Annotated in this window: 22 protein-coding genes; 7 read left to right on the top strand and 15 right to left on the bottom strand. The window is 35.1% G+C overall.

What is annotated here, in order from left to right; translation table 11 throughout:
• Nucleotides 1-55 precede the first annotated feature (55 nt).
• The 5 genes from WQ54_RS29475 to rarD form a co-directional block, all read right to left on the bottom strand.
• Nucleotides 56-1,411 carry an IS1182 family transposase gene (locus WQ54_RS29475; protein ID WP_046590156.1) on the bottom strand — a complete coding sequence of 452 codons (1,356 nt, stop codon included), beginning with the start codon at nt 1,409-1,411 and terminating at the stop codon, nt 56-58.
• Between the two features lie 141 nt (nt 1,412-1,552).
• A complete protein-coding gene (bshB2, locus tag WQ54_RS29480; RefSeq protein ID WP_046590158.1) occupies nt 1,553-2,218 on the bottom strand; it encodes a bacillithiol biosynthesis deacetylase BshB2 in 666 nt (221 codons plus the stop codon).
• A gap of 48 nt (nt 2,219-2,266) precedes the next feature.
• Nucleotides 2,267-2,617 (bottom strand): YojF family protein, encoded by a 351-nt coding sequence (locus tag WQ54_RS29485; protein ID WP_046590160.1) that lies wholly within the window; start codon nt 2,615-2,617, stop codon nt 2,267-2,269.
• A gap of 50 nt (nt 2,618-2,667) precedes the next feature.
• Nucleotides 2,668-2,931, bottom strand: a complete 264-nt coding sequence (locus tag WQ54_RS29490; RefSeq protein ID WP_046590161.1) for a hypothetical protein — start codon at nt 2,929-2,931, stop codon at nt 2,668-2,670.
• Between the two features lie 15 nt (nt 2,932-2,946).
• Nucleotides 2,947-3,888, bottom strand: coding sequence for an EamA family transporter RarD (rarD, locus tag WQ54_RS29495; protein WP_046590163.1), 942 nt, complete (start codon nt 3,886-3,888; stop codon nt 2,947-2,949).
• A gap of 142 nt (nt 3,889-4,030) precedes the next feature.
• Here rarD and WQ54_RS29500 point away from each other — a divergent pair, with 142 nt between their 5' ends.
• Nucleotides 4,031-4,483 (top strand): Hsp20/alpha crystallin family protein, encoded by a 453-nt coding sequence (locus WQ54_RS29500; RefSeq protein ID WP_046590166.1) that lies wholly within the window; start codon nt 4,031-4,033, stop codon nt 4,481-4,483.
• A 426-nt stretch (nt 4,484-4,909) separates the two neighbouring features.
• On the opposite strand, the gene WQ54_RS29505 is transcribed toward WQ54_RS29500, so the two are convergent.
• The 3 genes from WQ54_RS29505 to WQ54_RS29515 form a co-directional block, all read right to left on the bottom strand.
• Nucleotides 4,910-5,119, bottom strand: coding sequence for a hypothetical protein (locus tag WQ54_RS29505; protein WP_084822380.1), 210 nt, complete (start codon nt 5,117-5,119; stop codon nt 4,910-4,912).
• Between the two features lie 118 nt (nt 5,120-5,237).
• The gene (locus tag WQ54_RS29510; RefSeq protein ID WP_046590167.1) at nt 5,238-5,978 is read right to left on the bottom strand and encodes an SDR family oxidoreductase; all 741 of its coding nucleotides are present in this window, start codon (nt 5,976-5,978) and stop codon (nt 5,238-5,240) included.
• 4 nt (nt 5,979-5,982) lie between these two features.
• The gene (locus WQ54_RS29515; protein ID WP_046590169.1) at nt 5,983-6,303 is read right to left on the bottom strand and encodes a helix-turn-helix domain-containing protein; all 321 of its coding nucleotides are present in this window, start codon (nt 6,301-6,303) and stop codon (nt 5,983-5,985) included.
• A gap of 146 nt (nt 6,304-6,449) precedes the next feature.
• On the opposite strand from WQ54_RS29515, the gene WQ54_RS29520 reads away from it, so the two are divergent.
• Entirely contained in the window at nt 6,450-7,073 is a 624-nt protein-coding gene (locus WQ54_RS29520) for a nitroreductase family protein (protein ID WP_046590171.1), read from the top strand.
• Between the two features lie 199 nt (nt 7,074-7,272).
• Here the strand turns inward: WQ54_RS29520 and WQ54_RS29525 are convergent, their stop codons facing one another.
• On the bottom strand, nt 7,273-8,631 hold the full coding sequence (locus tag WQ54_RS29525) for a S41 family peptidase (protein WP_046590478.1): 1,359 nt from the start codon (nt 8,629-8,631) through the stop codon (nt 7,273-7,275).
• A 450-nt stretch (nt 8,632-9,081) separates the two neighbouring features.
• Here WQ54_RS29525 and WQ54_RS29530 point away from each other — a divergent pair, with 450 nt between their 5' ends.
• From WQ54_RS29530 to WQ54_RS29540, 3 genes are all read left to right on the top strand, one after another.
• A complete protein-coding gene (locus WQ54_RS29530) occupies nt 9,082-9,354 on the top strand; it encodes a hypothetical protein (protein ID WP_046590172.1) in 273 nt (90 codons plus the stop codon).
• 58 nt (nt 9,355-9,412) lie between these two features.
• Complete coding sequence (locus tag WQ54_RS29535; RefSeq protein ID WP_052738041.1) at nt 9,413-10,129, top strand: class I SAM-dependent methyltransferase; 717 nt, start codon at nt 9,413-9,415, stop codon at nt 10,127-10,129.
• Nucleotides 10,130-10,496: 367 nt separating this feature from the next.
• A complete protein-coding gene (locus WQ54_RS29540; RefSeq protein ID WP_046590173.1) occupies nt 10,497-10,754 on the top strand; it encodes a hypothetical protein in 258 nt (85 codons plus the stop codon).
• A gap of 121 nt (nt 10,755-10,875) precedes the next feature.
• On the opposite strand, the gene mug is transcribed toward WQ54_RS29540, so the two are convergent.
• The 3 genes from mug to deoD all read right to left on the bottom strand — a co-directional run bounded on the left by mug (nt 10,876) and on the right by deoD (nt 13,182).
• On the bottom strand, nt 10,876-11,382 hold the full coding sequence (mug, locus tag WQ54_RS29545) for a G/U mismatch-specific DNA glycosylase (protein WP_046590482.1): 507 nt from the start codon (nt 11,380-11,382) through the stop codon (nt 10,876-10,878).
• 13 nt (nt 11,383-11,395) lie between these two features.
• A complete protein-coding gene (locus tag WQ54_RS29550; RefSeq protein ID WP_046590174.1) occupies nt 11,396-12,229 on the bottom strand; it encodes a D-alanyl-D-alanine carboxypeptidase family protein in 834 nt (277 codons plus the stop codon).
• 251 nt (nt 12,230-12,480) lie between these two features.
• A complete protein-coding gene (deoD, locus tag WQ54_RS29555) occupies nt 12,481-13,182 on the bottom strand; it encodes a purine-nucleoside phosphorylase (RefSeq protein ID WP_046590175.1) in 702 nt (233 codons plus the stop codon).
• A 183-nt stretch (nt 13,183-13,365) separates the two neighbouring features.
• Between deoD and WQ54_RS34460 the strand changes: the two genes are divergently transcribed.
• Nucleotides 13,366-13,506, top strand: a complete 141-nt coding sequence (locus WQ54_RS34460) for a hypothetical protein (RefSeq protein WP_197089693.1) — start codon at nt 13,366-13,368, stop codon at nt 13,504-13,506.
• 5 nt (nt 13,507-13,511) lie between these two features.
• Nucleotides 13,512-13,652, top strand: coding sequence for a hypothetical protein (locus tag WQ54_RS34465; protein WP_197089694.1), 141 nt, complete (start codon nt 13,512-13,514; stop codon nt 13,650-13,652).
• 40 nt (nt 13,653-13,692) lie between these two features.
• Here the strand turns inward: WQ54_RS34465 and WQ54_RS29560 are convergent, their stop codons facing one another.
• From WQ54_RS29560 to WQ54_RS29570, 3 genes are all read right to left on the bottom strand, one after another.
• Nucleotides 13,693-14,004 (bottom strand): YodL domain-containing protein, encoded by a 312-nt coding sequence (locus WQ54_RS29560; RefSeq protein WP_046590177.1) that lies wholly within the window; start codon nt 14,002-14,004, stop codon nt 13,693-13,695.
• 74 nt (nt 14,005-14,078) lie between these two features.
• On the bottom strand, nt 14,079-14,705 hold the full coding sequence (locus WQ54_RS29565; protein WP_052738042.1) for a phosphatase PAP2 family protein: 627 nt from the start codon (nt 14,703-14,705) through the stop codon (nt 14,079-14,081).
• 190 nt (nt 14,706-14,895) lie between these two features.
• Nucleotides 14,896-15,660, bottom strand: a complete 765-nt coding sequence (locus WQ54_RS29570) for a MerR family transcriptional regulator (RefSeq protein ID WP_197089695.1) — start codon at nt 15,658-15,660, stop codon at nt 14,896-14,898.
• Nucleotides 15,661-15,828 lie beyond the last annotated feature (168 nt).

Consider the following 15,828-nt stretch of genomic DNA (forward strand, 5'->3'; position numbering starts at 1 on the left):
AACCCCATTTCAAATCCTTGATTTGAAATGGGGTTTGCATTTTCTCTTTATTTTCTTAGGCTGGGCATGGATACTTCCATGCCCAGTTTGCCATTTTCTTGAGATTCATGGCAGCAAAAGTTAGCATCGCCTGCATGGCCACTTTTTTAATTCCTCTTAAAGTGGTCCATCGCATACCATGCTTTTCTTTAGCATCTGCAAAGACACGTTCTATTGTCTCTTTTCGTTTAGCGTATATGCTTTTATTCATTTCTGTATGCCGTAAATGATTAACTTCATCAATGTTATCTTCCCAAATATGTCGGTGAATCATTTTCCTCTTGTTCTTACTTTGTGTACAGGAATCAAGGAGTGGGCAATCCTTACAAATGGCTGGATTTGATGCGTATTGTCTGTAACCATCCCTGGTCGTTGTACGGTAAGGAAGTATTTGATCCTTCGGACAAATATAACAATCATAATATTCATCGTAGACATATTCATATTTTTTCATGAATTCATCTTTAGTGTGGGGTCTTGTGTAAGGCATAACAGGTCTAATTTCTTTGTCCATTAAATATTTCGCAACGGGTGGAGTTTTATATCCTACGTCTCCAGCAAGAGCATTAGGCTTGCCTACTTTTTCAATCAATTCATCTACAAGAGGATTTATTACCTGACTATCGTGTACATTTCCACTGGTCACTTGATTGGCAAGTATAAATCCCTTATTGTCACAAACTGTGTGAAAGGAGTAGGCAAATTGTTTCTCTCGTTCATTTTTAACATAATAGCCACTTTCAGGATCAGTTGTGCTTACTTTAATTTCTTTCGTCTCCGCCTTTGTTTGAGGGGGTAAAGGCTTTTTTCCATGTGCAATTCGATCTTCGTTTATCTCTTCTTCTAGTTGAGTTTGATAGCTTTTTGTTTCTGCTTTGACAGCTTCTTTTATAAACTTCCTCTTGTTTGCATTTGCTTTAACATGTGTAGAGTCTATAAAAACAACAGAAGGATCAACAAACCCTTTTTCTATAGCTTCATTAAGAATATGGTAAAAAATCTTCTCAAAAAGATCAGTGTCTTTAAATCGTCTCTCATAGTTTTTACCGAAGGTGGAAAAGTGGGGAATCTTTTTATTGAAGTCAAAACCTAAAAACCAGCGATACGCAACGCTCGTATCAATCTCATCTATTGTTTTTCTCATTGATTTAATTCCGAATACATATTGAATAAATACCATCTTTATTAACACAACAGGGTCGATACTTGGACGACCATTATCCAAACAATACAAATCTTCAACTAAGTCATAAATAAAACTAAAACCAATAGCGGCTTCAATCTTTCGAACAAGATGATTAGCAGGAACTACTTCATCAAGTGCAATCATCGATATTTGATAACGACCTTCCATTGATTGTTTCGATAACATATATTTGCACCCCTCAAACCAACTTTACTTCTTTATTCGACAAAAAAAGCTTGTAGACCTGCCTGAATATCAGACTTTGTCTACAAGCTGAAAGCTAATTCTATTTAGAATTAGCTTTTTGTAATATTTAATGAGGTTAAATTAATCTTTCCAATTATACGTATAGTACACTTCTGTTTCAAACCAATGCTTAGCTTCTGGATCTTTATTCAACAGTTTTTCCTCCATTTGCTTTAGCATTCCCTCCGTTTGTGAACGATGAGCCTTAAGAGCATTAAATTTGATATCTGCTACATCAGTTATATTGATTGTGACATCAGGATCCCCAATTTTCTCAAATCGATCATTGGAAAATGCTAAACAATATGTTAATGGGCGCTTTTCAACCGGTCGTCTTTTCAACGCACGGATCACAGCTGCCCCACAAGCATCATGATCAGGATGTACGGCAAAACCTGGATAAAAGGTTACAACAAGTGATGGTTCAATTTCATCAATAATCTTTTCCATCATATCTGCCAAAAGTTCATCATCTTCAAACTCAATAGTTTTATCACGTAAACCAAGCATTCTTAAATCTTGAATACCCATGGCTTCACAAGCAGCTTCTAGCTCTTTTTTACGGATAAGCGGCAAGGATTCACGATTTGCAAATAAAGGGTTCCCCATATTTCTTCCCATCTCGCCTAATGTACCGCAAGCATAAGTTACAGGAATACCTGCTTTTCTTTTTTGTGCAATCAGTCCTGCAACACCGAACGATTCGTCATCAGGATGTGGCAAGATTACTAGAACATGTTCTTTCATACTTCAATCTCCTTTTTTTACAAAGAATTTAATTTACTCCATATTGACTTAATATTTAAAAGGATTCTCACTTATTTGTAATGCAATGGCCAATTGACCTTCTGAGTTGTGTCCGGCCATAAGCAGCTGATTTTCTTCATTGTAATGAAAATCAGTTAACCCTTCGGCATAGATCCAGCCCTCAGCCAGCTTTAACCCAACACGGTAAGGACCATTTCCTGTAATTTTTGCTTGATTATAAACTACCTTAGTATTGCGAATGAAAGCAACCACAGTCATGTTTGATTCGTTTTTATGGGCTGAATAAGCACCAGTAGTTGTTTCTAAATGAATATATACTTGTTTATTTAAAAATTGATCAAGATATGCTTGTACATCCTTCTTATTTATAGGTAACATTATTAAATCCTCCTTCATAACCATTTATTATAAGCTTCACAGTTTCCACTTTAATTTTTAACTTCTTCTAATACCTTGCTGTGCAATTCAATTAATTTAACTTTATAAGTATCAGGTAATGATGATGAAATAATTCTTTTAATAGCTGAATGAAATTTCACATCCGGTGTTTTTCTTATCCGCGGGTGTGTCATTTCGTCCTTCAGCTCTATTACAATGGAAGACCAAAGTGTTTCAAATTCATCCTCTTTTACATGTAATGAACGATTTACCCATAATTGTCGATAAGCATCTAATAATTCCTTAGCATCCATTCCTATGTTCTCCCTTTATAAACCAATTGACTTTTTTCTTGTACGTCTTATTTCCACTTTACTTAAGTATTTTGAGTTAGATAATGTAAATAGAATTAACGCACTCCAAATAAACGAAAAGGTAATGATTTCAATAGTAGAAAAAGGTTCTTTGTATAAAACAATCCCAATAATCAAGGTGATTGTTGGTGCAATATACTGTAAAACACCGACCATGTATAATGGAATGCGCTGGGCACCACTTGCAAATAGCAATAAAGGTAATGCAGTTGCAATCCCAGCACCAACCAATAACGCATTTGTCGATATATCAAATGCAAGAAACTCTGCTTTCCCATTGCTGAAAATCAACCATAAATAATAAGCAGCAATTGGAGTTACCACCAATGTTTCGAAAGTTAGCCCGATGGCAGGACTTAGCTTTGTCATCTTTTTTGTTAATCCATAGAGGCCAAAACTTAATGCCAATGTAAGTGCAATCCATGGAACCTGACCATAATGGAGTGTCATAATCATTACTCCAATAGCGGCAATAAGAAAAGAGACCTTTTGCAAAAGATTTAGCTTTTCCTTAAAAAAGATCATCCCTAAAAGCACACTAATTAAAGGATTTATGTAGTATCCTAAGCTTGCCTCAATCATATTGTCATGGTTAACAGACCATATATAGACGAACCAATTAATGCTAATTAGCAATGATGACAATAGTAAAGAAAAAAATAACAAAGGCTGTTTGATGATCCTTTGGCTTGCAGTCTTAACATTTTTCCATTCTTTTTTAAATGTTAGTAAAACGATCATAAACATAAAGGACCAGAAAATTCGATGTGCCAATATTTCTTCTGCTGATACATGTTCAACCATTTTCCAATATAAAGGCAAAATTCCCCAAAGAAAATAAGATCCTGCAGTATAAAAAAGACCTATTTTGTATGTACTCATTTCTGATGTATTCATCTGATGACCTCACTCCTTATTTACCTAATGACCATTATAAACATTAAGCTTTATGTCCTACAACATATACGCTTTACTAACCTATTTATAGACCCATGCATATCATGCTAATATCTATTTTTTAAGGTAAGGATGTGGAAGGATGTTTCCTTGGAATAAGCAGTTTCCATTTGACCAAACAGGCTTTACCCAACACTTTAATAAAATGAATCCAAAGGAAGTTGAAAATTATATACAGACTGTTATGAAAAACGTTTTTGGAGGGGATTTATCACAACAATTCCCATTTCAAGGAGAGTTTTTGCAAAAAAATAAGAATGAGAGATCTTTAAAGCAAGGGACTCCTGAAATATTTGAAACGAATGATTATATTTATGTAAAACTACCTGTATCAAATGAGGAAGTTGGCAATTTAAAACTGCAGCACACCCGCCACCAATTTTTTATCCAGCGGGAGTCAGAAGAAACCATGCATATGTTGCCTGCTCCAGTTAAACGGAAAGGTACAAAAGCAAGGTATATCGACGGCTTCCTTGAAATCCAGTTTATTAAACTACAGGATGAGAGTATCTCTGAAGTTGAGATTTCTTTTTAATCAACTTGAATCATTAAAAATTAGAAAACTACCTGTTTTCACAGGTAGCTTCTTTTCTTTGTCCCACTCTTAACGGGCTTTAAATCCCCGCATCATTTTTCTAAAAATGTTTAGCTATGTTGTGGGATAACTGATAAATGCCCGGTAAGAACCGACGAGGAATTGTTTTCCAAGTCAGGTGAGACATAAGGATGATTATTTAAACGTGAAAAGTCTCACGATAGACTCTGTCATATGGAAAAATTCTTTTTAAAGCTTTGAAGAACAGGGCTTACAAGTGCAGTAAAGAGATAAGGACATATGTGTTTGACTGCCATGGTTAGCTGCATAAACCTGACCACTCAGGAACGGAAGACAAGAAACATCTTCTATTCCTGAGTGACTTATTGTTCTAAAGATGGTCAAGGCACACCATCTTTTTATTCCTTAATAAGGATAACCCCCGCCATAAGGGTAACCATAACCGTATCCATAACCCTTAGGAAAACCGCCATATGGATAATATGGGTAAAAAGGTGGTCTTGGTCTAAAAATGGCCGTTCCGACTAAACCGCCAAGTAATCCGCCTAAAAACGGTCCTCCAAAAAAGAACCTCTCACCTGGGTAAGGTCTATTGCGCATCATATAAGGTGACATTATTTACCTCCTCTACTATTTACCTACACTAAAAAGTATTCAAAAAAGTAAACATTGGAGTGGGCTAATAACTATTTTTAGGTAATTTGCTTATTTTTCTAGATTTAGACGTAACAACTTACTCTTCATATATCATCTTTTTTGTCATTCCTCCGTCAATAACAAGATTAGTCCCTGTTATAAAATCATTTTCCTCTATTGTTAAATACAAGCACGCCCTTGCAATATCTGATGGTTTTCCGACTCGTTTGGAAAAATGCTGCAAATGATCTATTTCACGTAATGATTCATATTCTCCAGTCTCAATCCAACCAGGTGAAATCGCATTCACCTGAATGTGATCTTCTCCTAATGAGGCTGCTAGGGCATGTGTTATTGCCAAAATACCCCCCTTTGCTGCCGCGTATGCCTCAGAATTTTTTTCAGACATGATTGCTCTTGTTGAGGCAATATTGATAATTTTCCCTCCCATAGGATTGAGTCTCATTTTTTTTGCTGCTTCTCGAGATGCAAACATAACACTTGTTAAATTCGTTGCAATGACTTTGTCCCACTCTTTGGACGTTATTTCATATGGAGATACCCATTTTGAAACCCCTGCATTATTAATTAAAATATCAATGGAATGGAACCGCTTTTTCGCTTCCGTCATCAGGGATTCAATTTCTGTTAGTTGAGAAACATCTGTTTTAATAAAGTAAACTTGCAAGTTTTTGACAAGACAGTCATTTTCAAGTTTTCTTCCGCACTCTTCATCAATATCAGCAATAACAACGTTGTATCCCTTCATTGCATATTGTAAAACAATCTCTTTGCCTATCCCCTTTGACCCTCCTGTAACGATAACGGTTTTTGCCATTTACTTAGTCCTCCTCAGGAACACAATATCTATTAGCCCAGATTCCAATTTCTCGCACCACACCTTCCAGGCTTTTCCCCTTATCAGTTAATTGGTAAATCACTTTAACTGGAGTTTCATCAATTACAATTCTTTCTAAAAGCCCTTCATTTTCCAATTCCTTTAGACGCTCAGATAACATCTTTTGACTAATACTAGGGATAATGTCTGTCAAATCCTTAAACCTTTTAGGGCCATCTAATAAAACATGAATGATAATTCCAATCCAGCGTTTACCTAAAAGACGAAAGGCTGATTCCATCTTTGGACAAAGATTGATTGACATTTTTTTCGCTCCTTGTTTTTAATTCTTGACTCATTTTATCACATCTATTATGATATGAGAGATGTTACACAACTTACGAAAAGTAAGTTTATTACTTTTAGTATAAAAGAAAGTTACTATAAATTCAACTAAGGAGGCAATTCAATATGAATGCAACAAATACATCTGATTTATTATCTGTATTTAAAGAACGTGCATCTGTACGTAACTATGATTCAAGTGCTGAAATTTCTAAAGAAGAAGTAGCTGAGATATTAACCTATACAACAAAGGCACCTTCAGCTTGGAATCTCCAGCATTGGCATTTTACTGTATTTAAGAGCAAGGAGTCAAAGGAAAGATTACTTCCCATTGCTTTTAATCAAAGTCAAATTGTTGAATCATCGGCTGTTATTGCGATTTTAGGAGACCTTGAAGCAAACAAAAATACAGATCAAGTATATGATCCTTTAGTAGAAGCAGGTTATATGACTTCAGAAATAAAAGATACACTAGCAGGGCAAATTGATCGTGCATATACAGATAAAGGATTCGCAAGGGATGCGGCTTTTTCGAATGCTTCATTAGCTGCAATGCAATTAATGCTTGTTGCAAAAACCAAGGGGTATGACTCTTGCGCAATTGGCGGCTTTAATAAAGATTTATTCATGAAGGAATTCAATATTACAAACAGGTATGTTCCAATCATGCTCATTTCCCTTGGAAAAGCCGTAAAACCAGCCCATCAAAGCAACCGTTTAGACTTAGACAATGTTTCAACATGGTTATAGTCAAAAGCGGAAGCGCCTTAATTAGCGAAGGGGCTAGGCAGATAAATGGGTAACGTCAATCTTCATGAATGCACATGCAAGTCAAGTGCTTCGAAGCTGATACATGAGCACTAATCCACAGTACTGCTTTTAAAAATAAAAAAGGCAGAACTCTCAGATTGCTTTATAGCAATAGAAAGTTTTGCCTTTTCATCAATATCTACATTTCTTCTTTTAACACTGATATTGCCTTTTCTAACTGTGTATCATTTTCTTTTAATTTATTTTGAATTTGTTCCATTATTTTTATAGTTGTTTCACCGGATATGTTTCCATCAACCTTTAATTTTTGTTGGGCTTGTAATTCTTCAACAGCCTGAACCGTACTTTCATCAAAATACCCTTCTACACTATTGTCAAATCCTAGTGCCTTTAACATTTGTTGCGCTGCCTTTACTTCTGCATTGGAATTTCCCTTTTTAAGGACTGTTTCCGGATTTATATAAGGCAAATTGGCATATGCCGGGAGCTCTGCTTTTACCTGTGGCTCTATTCCTTTTTCGTGTATCCATGTTCCATTAGGTGTCAGCCATTTTGCAGTTGTAAATTTCACTGAAGACGAATCCTTAAATGCCTGAGCTGTTTGAATAGTCCCTTTTCCAAACGTCTTTTCTCCAACTAAAGGAATTCCTGCTGATTGATGCAGGGCAGCAGCCATTATTTCACCTGCACTAGCCGTTCCTCCGTCTATAATGACAGTTGTAGGCAGGTCTATAAATGTATCGTCTTCTGCTTTATACACTTCTTTTGAACCATCACTATTTTCGACCTGTAAAATGTTCTTGCCTTTTGGAAGGAAGAGATCTGACATGGCTAGGGCTTGATCCATTAATCCACCAGGATTTTGTCTTAGATCAATGATTAGTCCTTTAACATTTTTATTCTGAAGATCTGTTAGAGCGTTAGCTAACTCTTCTCCTGTAGACTCAGAAAATTTCGTTATTTGAATTTTACCGATATTTCCTTCTATTATCTCAGAATAAACTGTTTCCAATGGAATGGTATCACGAGTTATCGTAAAGTTCAGTTGACCGACACCTGCACGTTGGACAACTAAGTTAACCTTTGTCCCCTTTTCCCCTCTGATTTTCATGACGGCTTCATTAACTGAAAGTCCTTCCATAGAAGCATCATTTACTTTAAGAATTATATCTTTGGGCTTTATACCAGCCTTTTCAGCGGGAGATCCTTTAATTGGCGAAACAATCATAATACTTCCATTGCTTTCTTGAACTTCTGCACCGATTCCTTCAAAAGAAGAAGATATATTTTCGTTAAAGCTTTTTGCTTCCTCCACATCCATATAAACTGTATATGGGTCCTCAAGGGATTCAACCATTCCCTTGATGGCTCCTTCTACTAACTTGTCAGTATCGACGTCCTTGTAATAACCATCTTGTAAAATGTCATATGTTGCTCGTAATTTTTGAAAGGGATCACCGTTATCGCCGCCTGCGATTGCTTTTAGCTGTACAGCACTGTATGTAGCTGCTGACGCGATAACTGCTGTAATGATCATCCATATAATAAATTTACTTTTCTTCACGTACCTCTCACACCACCTTTATGTATGTAACTATTATGTCTAAGCAACTTTCATACGTCAACTATTAAGGAATAGAATTATTGTTACGATATTGAGAAATTTGCAGCTGGCTCTGTCTTTTTTGGATGCACTGTTAAGCCAGCTAATTTTTTTGCTCGGTGTGATCAATTTACCGTTACAGGATCACATTATTCTAATTACACCTGCTTGTTTCCATAATTCTGTTTTTAATTGCAAGTGGTTTGGATATAACTTTCAAAAAATTCCCTTAAAATAAAGAAACCCGACTTTTTATCTAGAACGTTTTATTTTTTTTTGAATAGTTATAATATTGTTTTTTAATATTCGACAAATTGTACGATACTTTTTTATTGATTAATTGTAAAGTTTATTACACGAATGTAAATTTAGGAGGTAGATACAATGCAACTAACTGATTACATTGGAAAATCTGATTTAGAAATTATTCATTTTGTCTTTTCATTAATTAAAGAGATTGATTATAAAATTAAGAATAAAACATTTTTTTATAAAAATCAGGTTACTCATTATATAAATGAGCGTGTCGATCATTTCATCAATCGATTACATGTCAGATGTTCTTTACAAAAGATTTACAAGGCAGAAATTCATCATATGATTACGCCAAAACTAAAGAACATTTTCGAAAGACATTCACTTTTAAGCTGTGTCTAACACCTGCCAATCTGTTCTCGCATAGCTTAGCTTAGAGAACAGATTGGAGGAAGAATAGTTGAATTATTTAAAAATGCTGTCTTTGTTTGGAATTGGCGGTGCACATCCTGGCGGTCTTTCATTAACTAAAAATATTTTTGAAAGTGAACAAGTCCCTTTAAATATAAATATTCTTGATGCTGGCTGCGGTACAGGGCAAACGGCAAGCTACCTTTATCAATTGGGTTATACTATTACTGGATTAGACATTGATCCCCTAATGATTGAACATGCACAAATGAGAAATCAACAATTAGACTTTGAAATTCCTTACTTAAATGAAGACCTTTCGCATACATCTCTGCCTGCTAATACATTTGATCTTATTTTATCTGAATCGGTTTTAAATTTTACCTCGCTTTCTAAAACTTTACCTGAAATTTCTAGGATTTTAAAGCCAAATGGTCTGGTTGTTGCTATTGAAATGATTCGCAAAGCTCCACTTTCAACAGCTGAAGAAAATGAACTGAAATCATTCTATGGATGTAATGGCATCTTTTCTGTTAGTGAATGGGAAAGACAATTCACTGAAAATGGATTTATCATTTATAAGGTGTTACAAGAAGAAGATATTTTCCTTCAAGATCTGGGTGAACCCTCAACAGAATTTTCACCCGTTAAAGCATTACATGAAGATGCTTTTATGTTTCTTTCTGAACATGAAAAAATTTCCATTAAGTATAGTAATAAACTTTCTTTTTCTGTTTTCCTTGCCCGCAAGATAGCCCCGAAGTGAATTTTAATAAAAGAAAGTATTACTTCCATCAGTGGGGTTTTCTCTATTTAATGATGATTAAATGCCGACTATGCTACAGAACTTGGCGAAGTTAACCAAAGCCATCCCCCACTGACACTTAGTGATATTTATCACATTTCAACCCCCACATAACTTTAACTCGCCTAGCTTGGAAACCATCCCTCGTTAAATCTTTTCAGTCAGTTATCCCTATTTTTTTCTTAACAAACTTGAATTGTATAGAAGGGCTTTACTACCCGTTATACTTAAGCTAAAAATAATTGTGCATAGCTAGTATTTACGTACAATCCTTCCTTTTTAATTCACATAGTATGTGTTAAAGAACGGAAGGAGGGAAAAAAAAATCATGTCACAACATTATTATGGTTTATGCTGTCGATATAATGGAAAAGTAGTTCGTATCCATGAGAGAAATGGTCGTGTTCATGTCGGTAGAATCTGTCGTGTGACACCGAATAAAGTCTTTATCGAACCAATGAGGCAAAGAAGCGGATATGGACTTGGTTTTTATGGCGGTTACGGTTACGGCGGCTATGGGTACCCATATGGAATTGGCTTAGGTTTTATAACTGGAATTGCTTTAGCTGGCTTATTCTTTTGGTAATAATCTTTAATTTATAAAAATGGGGCTTGCACAATACAAAAGGGCCAGCCCCCAACAAATGAAAGAAACAAAAAGTTCTGAATCTAATCATTTGTTTGTGAGCTAAAGCCCAATTTTAATGTTAATTATGAAAAATATTATGAACTTGACGATAGATTGTTATGATTGTTTCTAAATCCATTCTAACTAAGCCACTTGATGAGGGTGCGACGAAATCAATAACACCTTCTATCATACTTTGTTCTTGTTTTCCCCATTCAGCGTTTTTTCGTTGACTGTATTGAAGATAAACACCTTTTCCTACAAAAAAAGCGACTTTAGGGCGATATTCAGAAATTTTCCTTTTTAAAATCTCTCTCCCTATCTTATACTCCTCACGTGTGATTTCATTTGCTGTTTTAGTTGGACGTGCGACAATATTAGTAAACCCAATTCCCCTTTTTACTAATGAGGCATCCTCTTCTGGTTTATACAGACGGTCCGTGATCCCCGCCTTAAAAAGGATCTTCCAAAATCGATTGTTTTTATTTGCGTAATGATGACCTGTTTTCCCAGATACAAGACTTGGATTAAATCCAATGAAAAGAATATCCAATTCCTTTTGAATGATATCCATTTTGTCATCCATATTCATCACCAAATTAAATCTTTTTCACCTTTTCGAAATATTCTTCTAATGTAAGGTCATTCTCATAGATAAGAGACGCCTTTTCCTTTCCAACATAGCGTAAATGCCAAGGCTCATATTGATAACCGGTAATTGGCTCTTTCCCTTTAGGATAACGGATAATAAAGCCTGCTTTATGAGCATTTTCTTTCACCCATTTTCCTTCTTTTGTTGCACCAAATTCTTCTTTTATTTCCAAGTTAACACTTCTGCTAGTTACATCCATTGCCAAGCCGGTTTGATGCTCACTTTGCCCTGGTAAAGCCACAGCCTGAAGCGCCTTTTCTTCTCCTTTATTTTCTTTTTCAACATTAAAGATTCCTTGTTGCCTTGAATAAGATCTAAATCCCGATACAGCAAGCAATTCAATTCCATCTTGTTCAGCAAGAACAAATAATTCCTCTAATGCCTTTGCTGCTTCTTCTCTAATATAACGCTGTGGTACATCTGCGTCGCCAAAAGAAAATTCTACATTAGGAACAACCAAGTCCTCTGGCTCATATGATTCTGGTAAACTAAACTCTTTATTTACCATGGCAAGTATGTTGGTTGGATTTTCAATAATTTTATTACCATTTGCCTCTTTCACAACATTAAAATATTGTGAATCTAATAAGAAATCTTCATCAATTTGTTCTTCATCTTGCCCTATATTTTGCTCAATATCGTTTTTTTGTCCAGATTGTTTAATTTCCTGTCCCTCATGTTCTCCGCTAAAAGAAATTCCTTTAGGTAATGAAAAACTCATACAAGCGGATAAAGTTACACTAAGCAGCAAAATAATCGTTATTTTTACATAAAAATACATTTTATCACCCTATCTAAAATCAATAACATTCACATTTTATCATTAATTGTCACCCGAAATAAATGATTATAAGCTCCTACTCTCATCTTTACCTTTATACCTAGAGATTAAAACGTGTATTTGCTCCTGATATTAAAATTATATCGACAAATTTTGCATTCATGCAAGACTTAAATATGCAGAATTCTTGGACATACAAAAAACGCGTGCTAATTGCACACGTTTTTTGCTCTAAATTACTATTAAATGTATTATTTTATTGTAGCATCAAGGGCTACAACAATCATATCATTAAAGGTTGTTTGCCGTTCTTCTGATGTTGTTTCCTCACCTGTTAAAATGTGATCGCTAACAGTTAAAACAGAAAGTGCTTTTCGATTAAACTTTGCTGCTAAGGTGTATAATGCTGCTGTTTCCATTTCAATTGCCAAGATCCCATACCGGGCCCATTTTTCTAATTCTGCGTTATCATTATAAAACATATCTGCAGTAAACACATTACCAACCTTTAAATTTAAGCCTTTTTCAACCCCAGTTTCATATGCCTTCTTTAGAATCTCAAAATTAGCGGTTGGTGCATAATCAACCCCCCCAAATGTTAAACGATTCATTTGTGAATCTGTTGAAGCACTCATCGCTAAAATGACATCACGAACATTTACATCTTTTTGTATCGCACCACAAGTTCCTACACGGATCAGCTCTTGAACACCATAGCTGCTCATAAGTTCATTTATGTAAATAGAAATTGACGGGACACCCATTCCTGTACCTTGAACAGAAATACGCTCCCCCTTATATGTACCAGTAAATCCCAACATTCCTCTTACTTCATTATAACAAGTCACATTCTCTAAAAAGGTTTCTGCGATATATTTAGCACGTAATGGATCACCCGGAAGCAAAACTTTATCAGCAATTTCATTTTCCTTTGCACCAATATGTACACTCATTTTGATTTCCTCCTATTTATGTAACAATAAAAGTCACCTAACTATACCATAAGTCATAAACGAATAACATTCATTACCTCTTTAACTTACCAGCTCTTTTTTATTCTAAGCATTATTTGTCAGCTTTATCAGGAAAATAATCGGATAACATAAAAATGCAAATCATTTTTTGGAGGGATCACCTTGAAAAAGAAATTAGCTCAAGCTGTTCAATATGCCAATGAAACAAATCCAGGGTCTCGTAACGGGGGACACCCTCATGAATCAAAAAAAGGACAAAAACAAAGAACTCACAATACAAATAAAACGAATGAATTGAGGTAATTGAGATGGGAAAAAAACACCGGAATAGAAATACTCCTAAAAAAAATAATCATATTCCACCTGAAGTAACAGCTGCAGAAGAAACTGCACATGCAAAGGAGCATACCTCTGCTAAAAGAAAAAATGGTCCAGGCCATCATTTGTAAACAAAACGAAGGCTGACATGATTAATAATAACAGTCAGCCTTATCTTACATGGATTCTATTTATTTTTTTCCAGCCTTCTGGATAAAGCTTATAATAAAACTGCCCTTTTTTTCCTTCATCAATTAACAAAATATCACCGGTGCAAATATAGCGAGCAACGTAGTCAGTCGGCATTCTGTCTGCTACATTAAAGGTTTGAAATACCTTTTCTAAAACATCCCTATGTTTATTACCATCAACTAAATAGCGGTAAACAACTTCATATCCTTTTTCTTCTCCAAATTTTGGTGTTTGAAAAATGGTAATATCCAATGTTTGGCTGCGTTTTTTGGTTAAAAAAGAATATACCATAAAGACGACTCCTCCCCATTAGCAACATTATGTATAACTACTTAATTAAAGATATAGAGAGGAATTTCCTTCTTCTAAATACTTCTATTTTTGTCGAACTTCTTGCCCATTTTATCAAAAATTGTTGCAACGATAATAAACCATGCAATTCCTGCACTAAATCCTGCAATAACATCAGTTAAATAATGAACACCTAAGTAAATTCTGCTAATCCCAATTAAGGCAATTAAGATTATAGTTGAGAGCAACATTGCTTGCTTTTGATATTTTTTGTGAATGAAACGTGTGATCAGTATATAACAAATAAAGCTGTAAATAGCAGCAGAATTCATAGAATGTCCGCTCGGAAAGCTATAATGTGATGCTTCATAAACAGCATTGAAGTGCGGACGCTCCCTGCTAAAAATCTCTTTTAACTGGTAATTCAATAACCTGACACTAAACAATATTGCTAATAGTAAAAGGGCATCTAATACTTTTCGCTTCAATATAAAAAAAACAGCAATTGCAGCAGATATGGGCAAATAAAATTTTATCGAGCCAATATCTGATATAAATAAAAAGAAATCGGTCAAAAAGGGAGATCGCATTTTTTCAGAGAATAGTGTTACATTTATATCTAAAGCTGTTATCATTTTGAGGGGATACGCTGCAGCACAAGCAATAAACAATAGGAGTGTGATAATAAACCAATTTCTCATCTTCATTTCCCCTTCAATATTATAGTAAGCAAAAACTCATACGGCCTTTCAGGACGAGCCTTACAAATCATTGTATACCATAAACACCGTGCCGTCATCTTTCTAATTTTGCTTACCTTCTTAATCTAAAATAGAAAAAACGACCGGCTAAGATAGAAGCCAATCGCTTTTTTTTTTTTTGATAAATAAATTAGTTTTTCATCCCTGTGTAAATCAAAATTGCATCTCTTAGAAATTCAGCCGTTCCAGGTTGATTCTTATCATAATATGCAGTAAATCTTTCATCATCAACATACATTTGTGCGAGACCTGCATGTGCTTCTTTAGAGTATTTATCCCAATAAAAACTTAACCATTTGCGATGGAGGTTTGCCGCCTTTTGTGCAAGTTCACCTGCAGGATCACCTGTTTGGTACGCTTCGTTTAGGGTTTTAAGCACTTTTTCTCCAAGCTGCTCAACCTCGGCATATTGCTCCTTTGTCATATTTTTAAATTTTTTGTTGCTTTTATCAACCTGTTCATCCCCATATTTAGAACGAATCTCTTCCCCATATTTTTTTTCATTTTCATCTATGAGCTTTTGTTTAAAGCCTTCAAATTTTTCATTATCAGACATCATTATTCTCCCTTCTGCTTCAGCTATTGTTTTATCAACATTAGCAATTAGCCTTTCAATTTGATTCCGCTTTGCCAGAAGCTGATGGCGATGTTCCTTCAGTGCATTTGTCCGATCAAAGTTAGGAGAAGATACAATCCGTTTAATTGTGTCCAAGCTAACCCCCAATTCCCGATAAAAAAGAATCTGCTGTAATTGATCAACCTCTGATCTGCCATACAATCGGTATCCTGATGAATTGATTCTTGCCGGCTTAAGAATCCCAATTTCATCATAATAACGCAGAGTCCTTGTACTGCAGCCTGCTAATTTCGCTAGTTTTTGCACTGTGTATTCCATCCTTTCACCTCCTGACAATTTCACTATACACCTTTACGTTACGTCAAAGTAAATAGGTTTTTAATAATATTTGTTTATCACTTATATTTTTCAAAATATTATGTTTAGGCTTATTGTTGATTTTGCTTAATACAAAAAAGCTGAAGGAACATATTCCTCCAGCTTTAA

The sequence above is a fragment of the Bacillus sp. SA1-12 genome (genome assembly GCF_000981385.1).
Classification (GTDB): Bacteria; Bacillota; Bacilli; order Bacillales; family Bacillaceae; genus Metabacillus.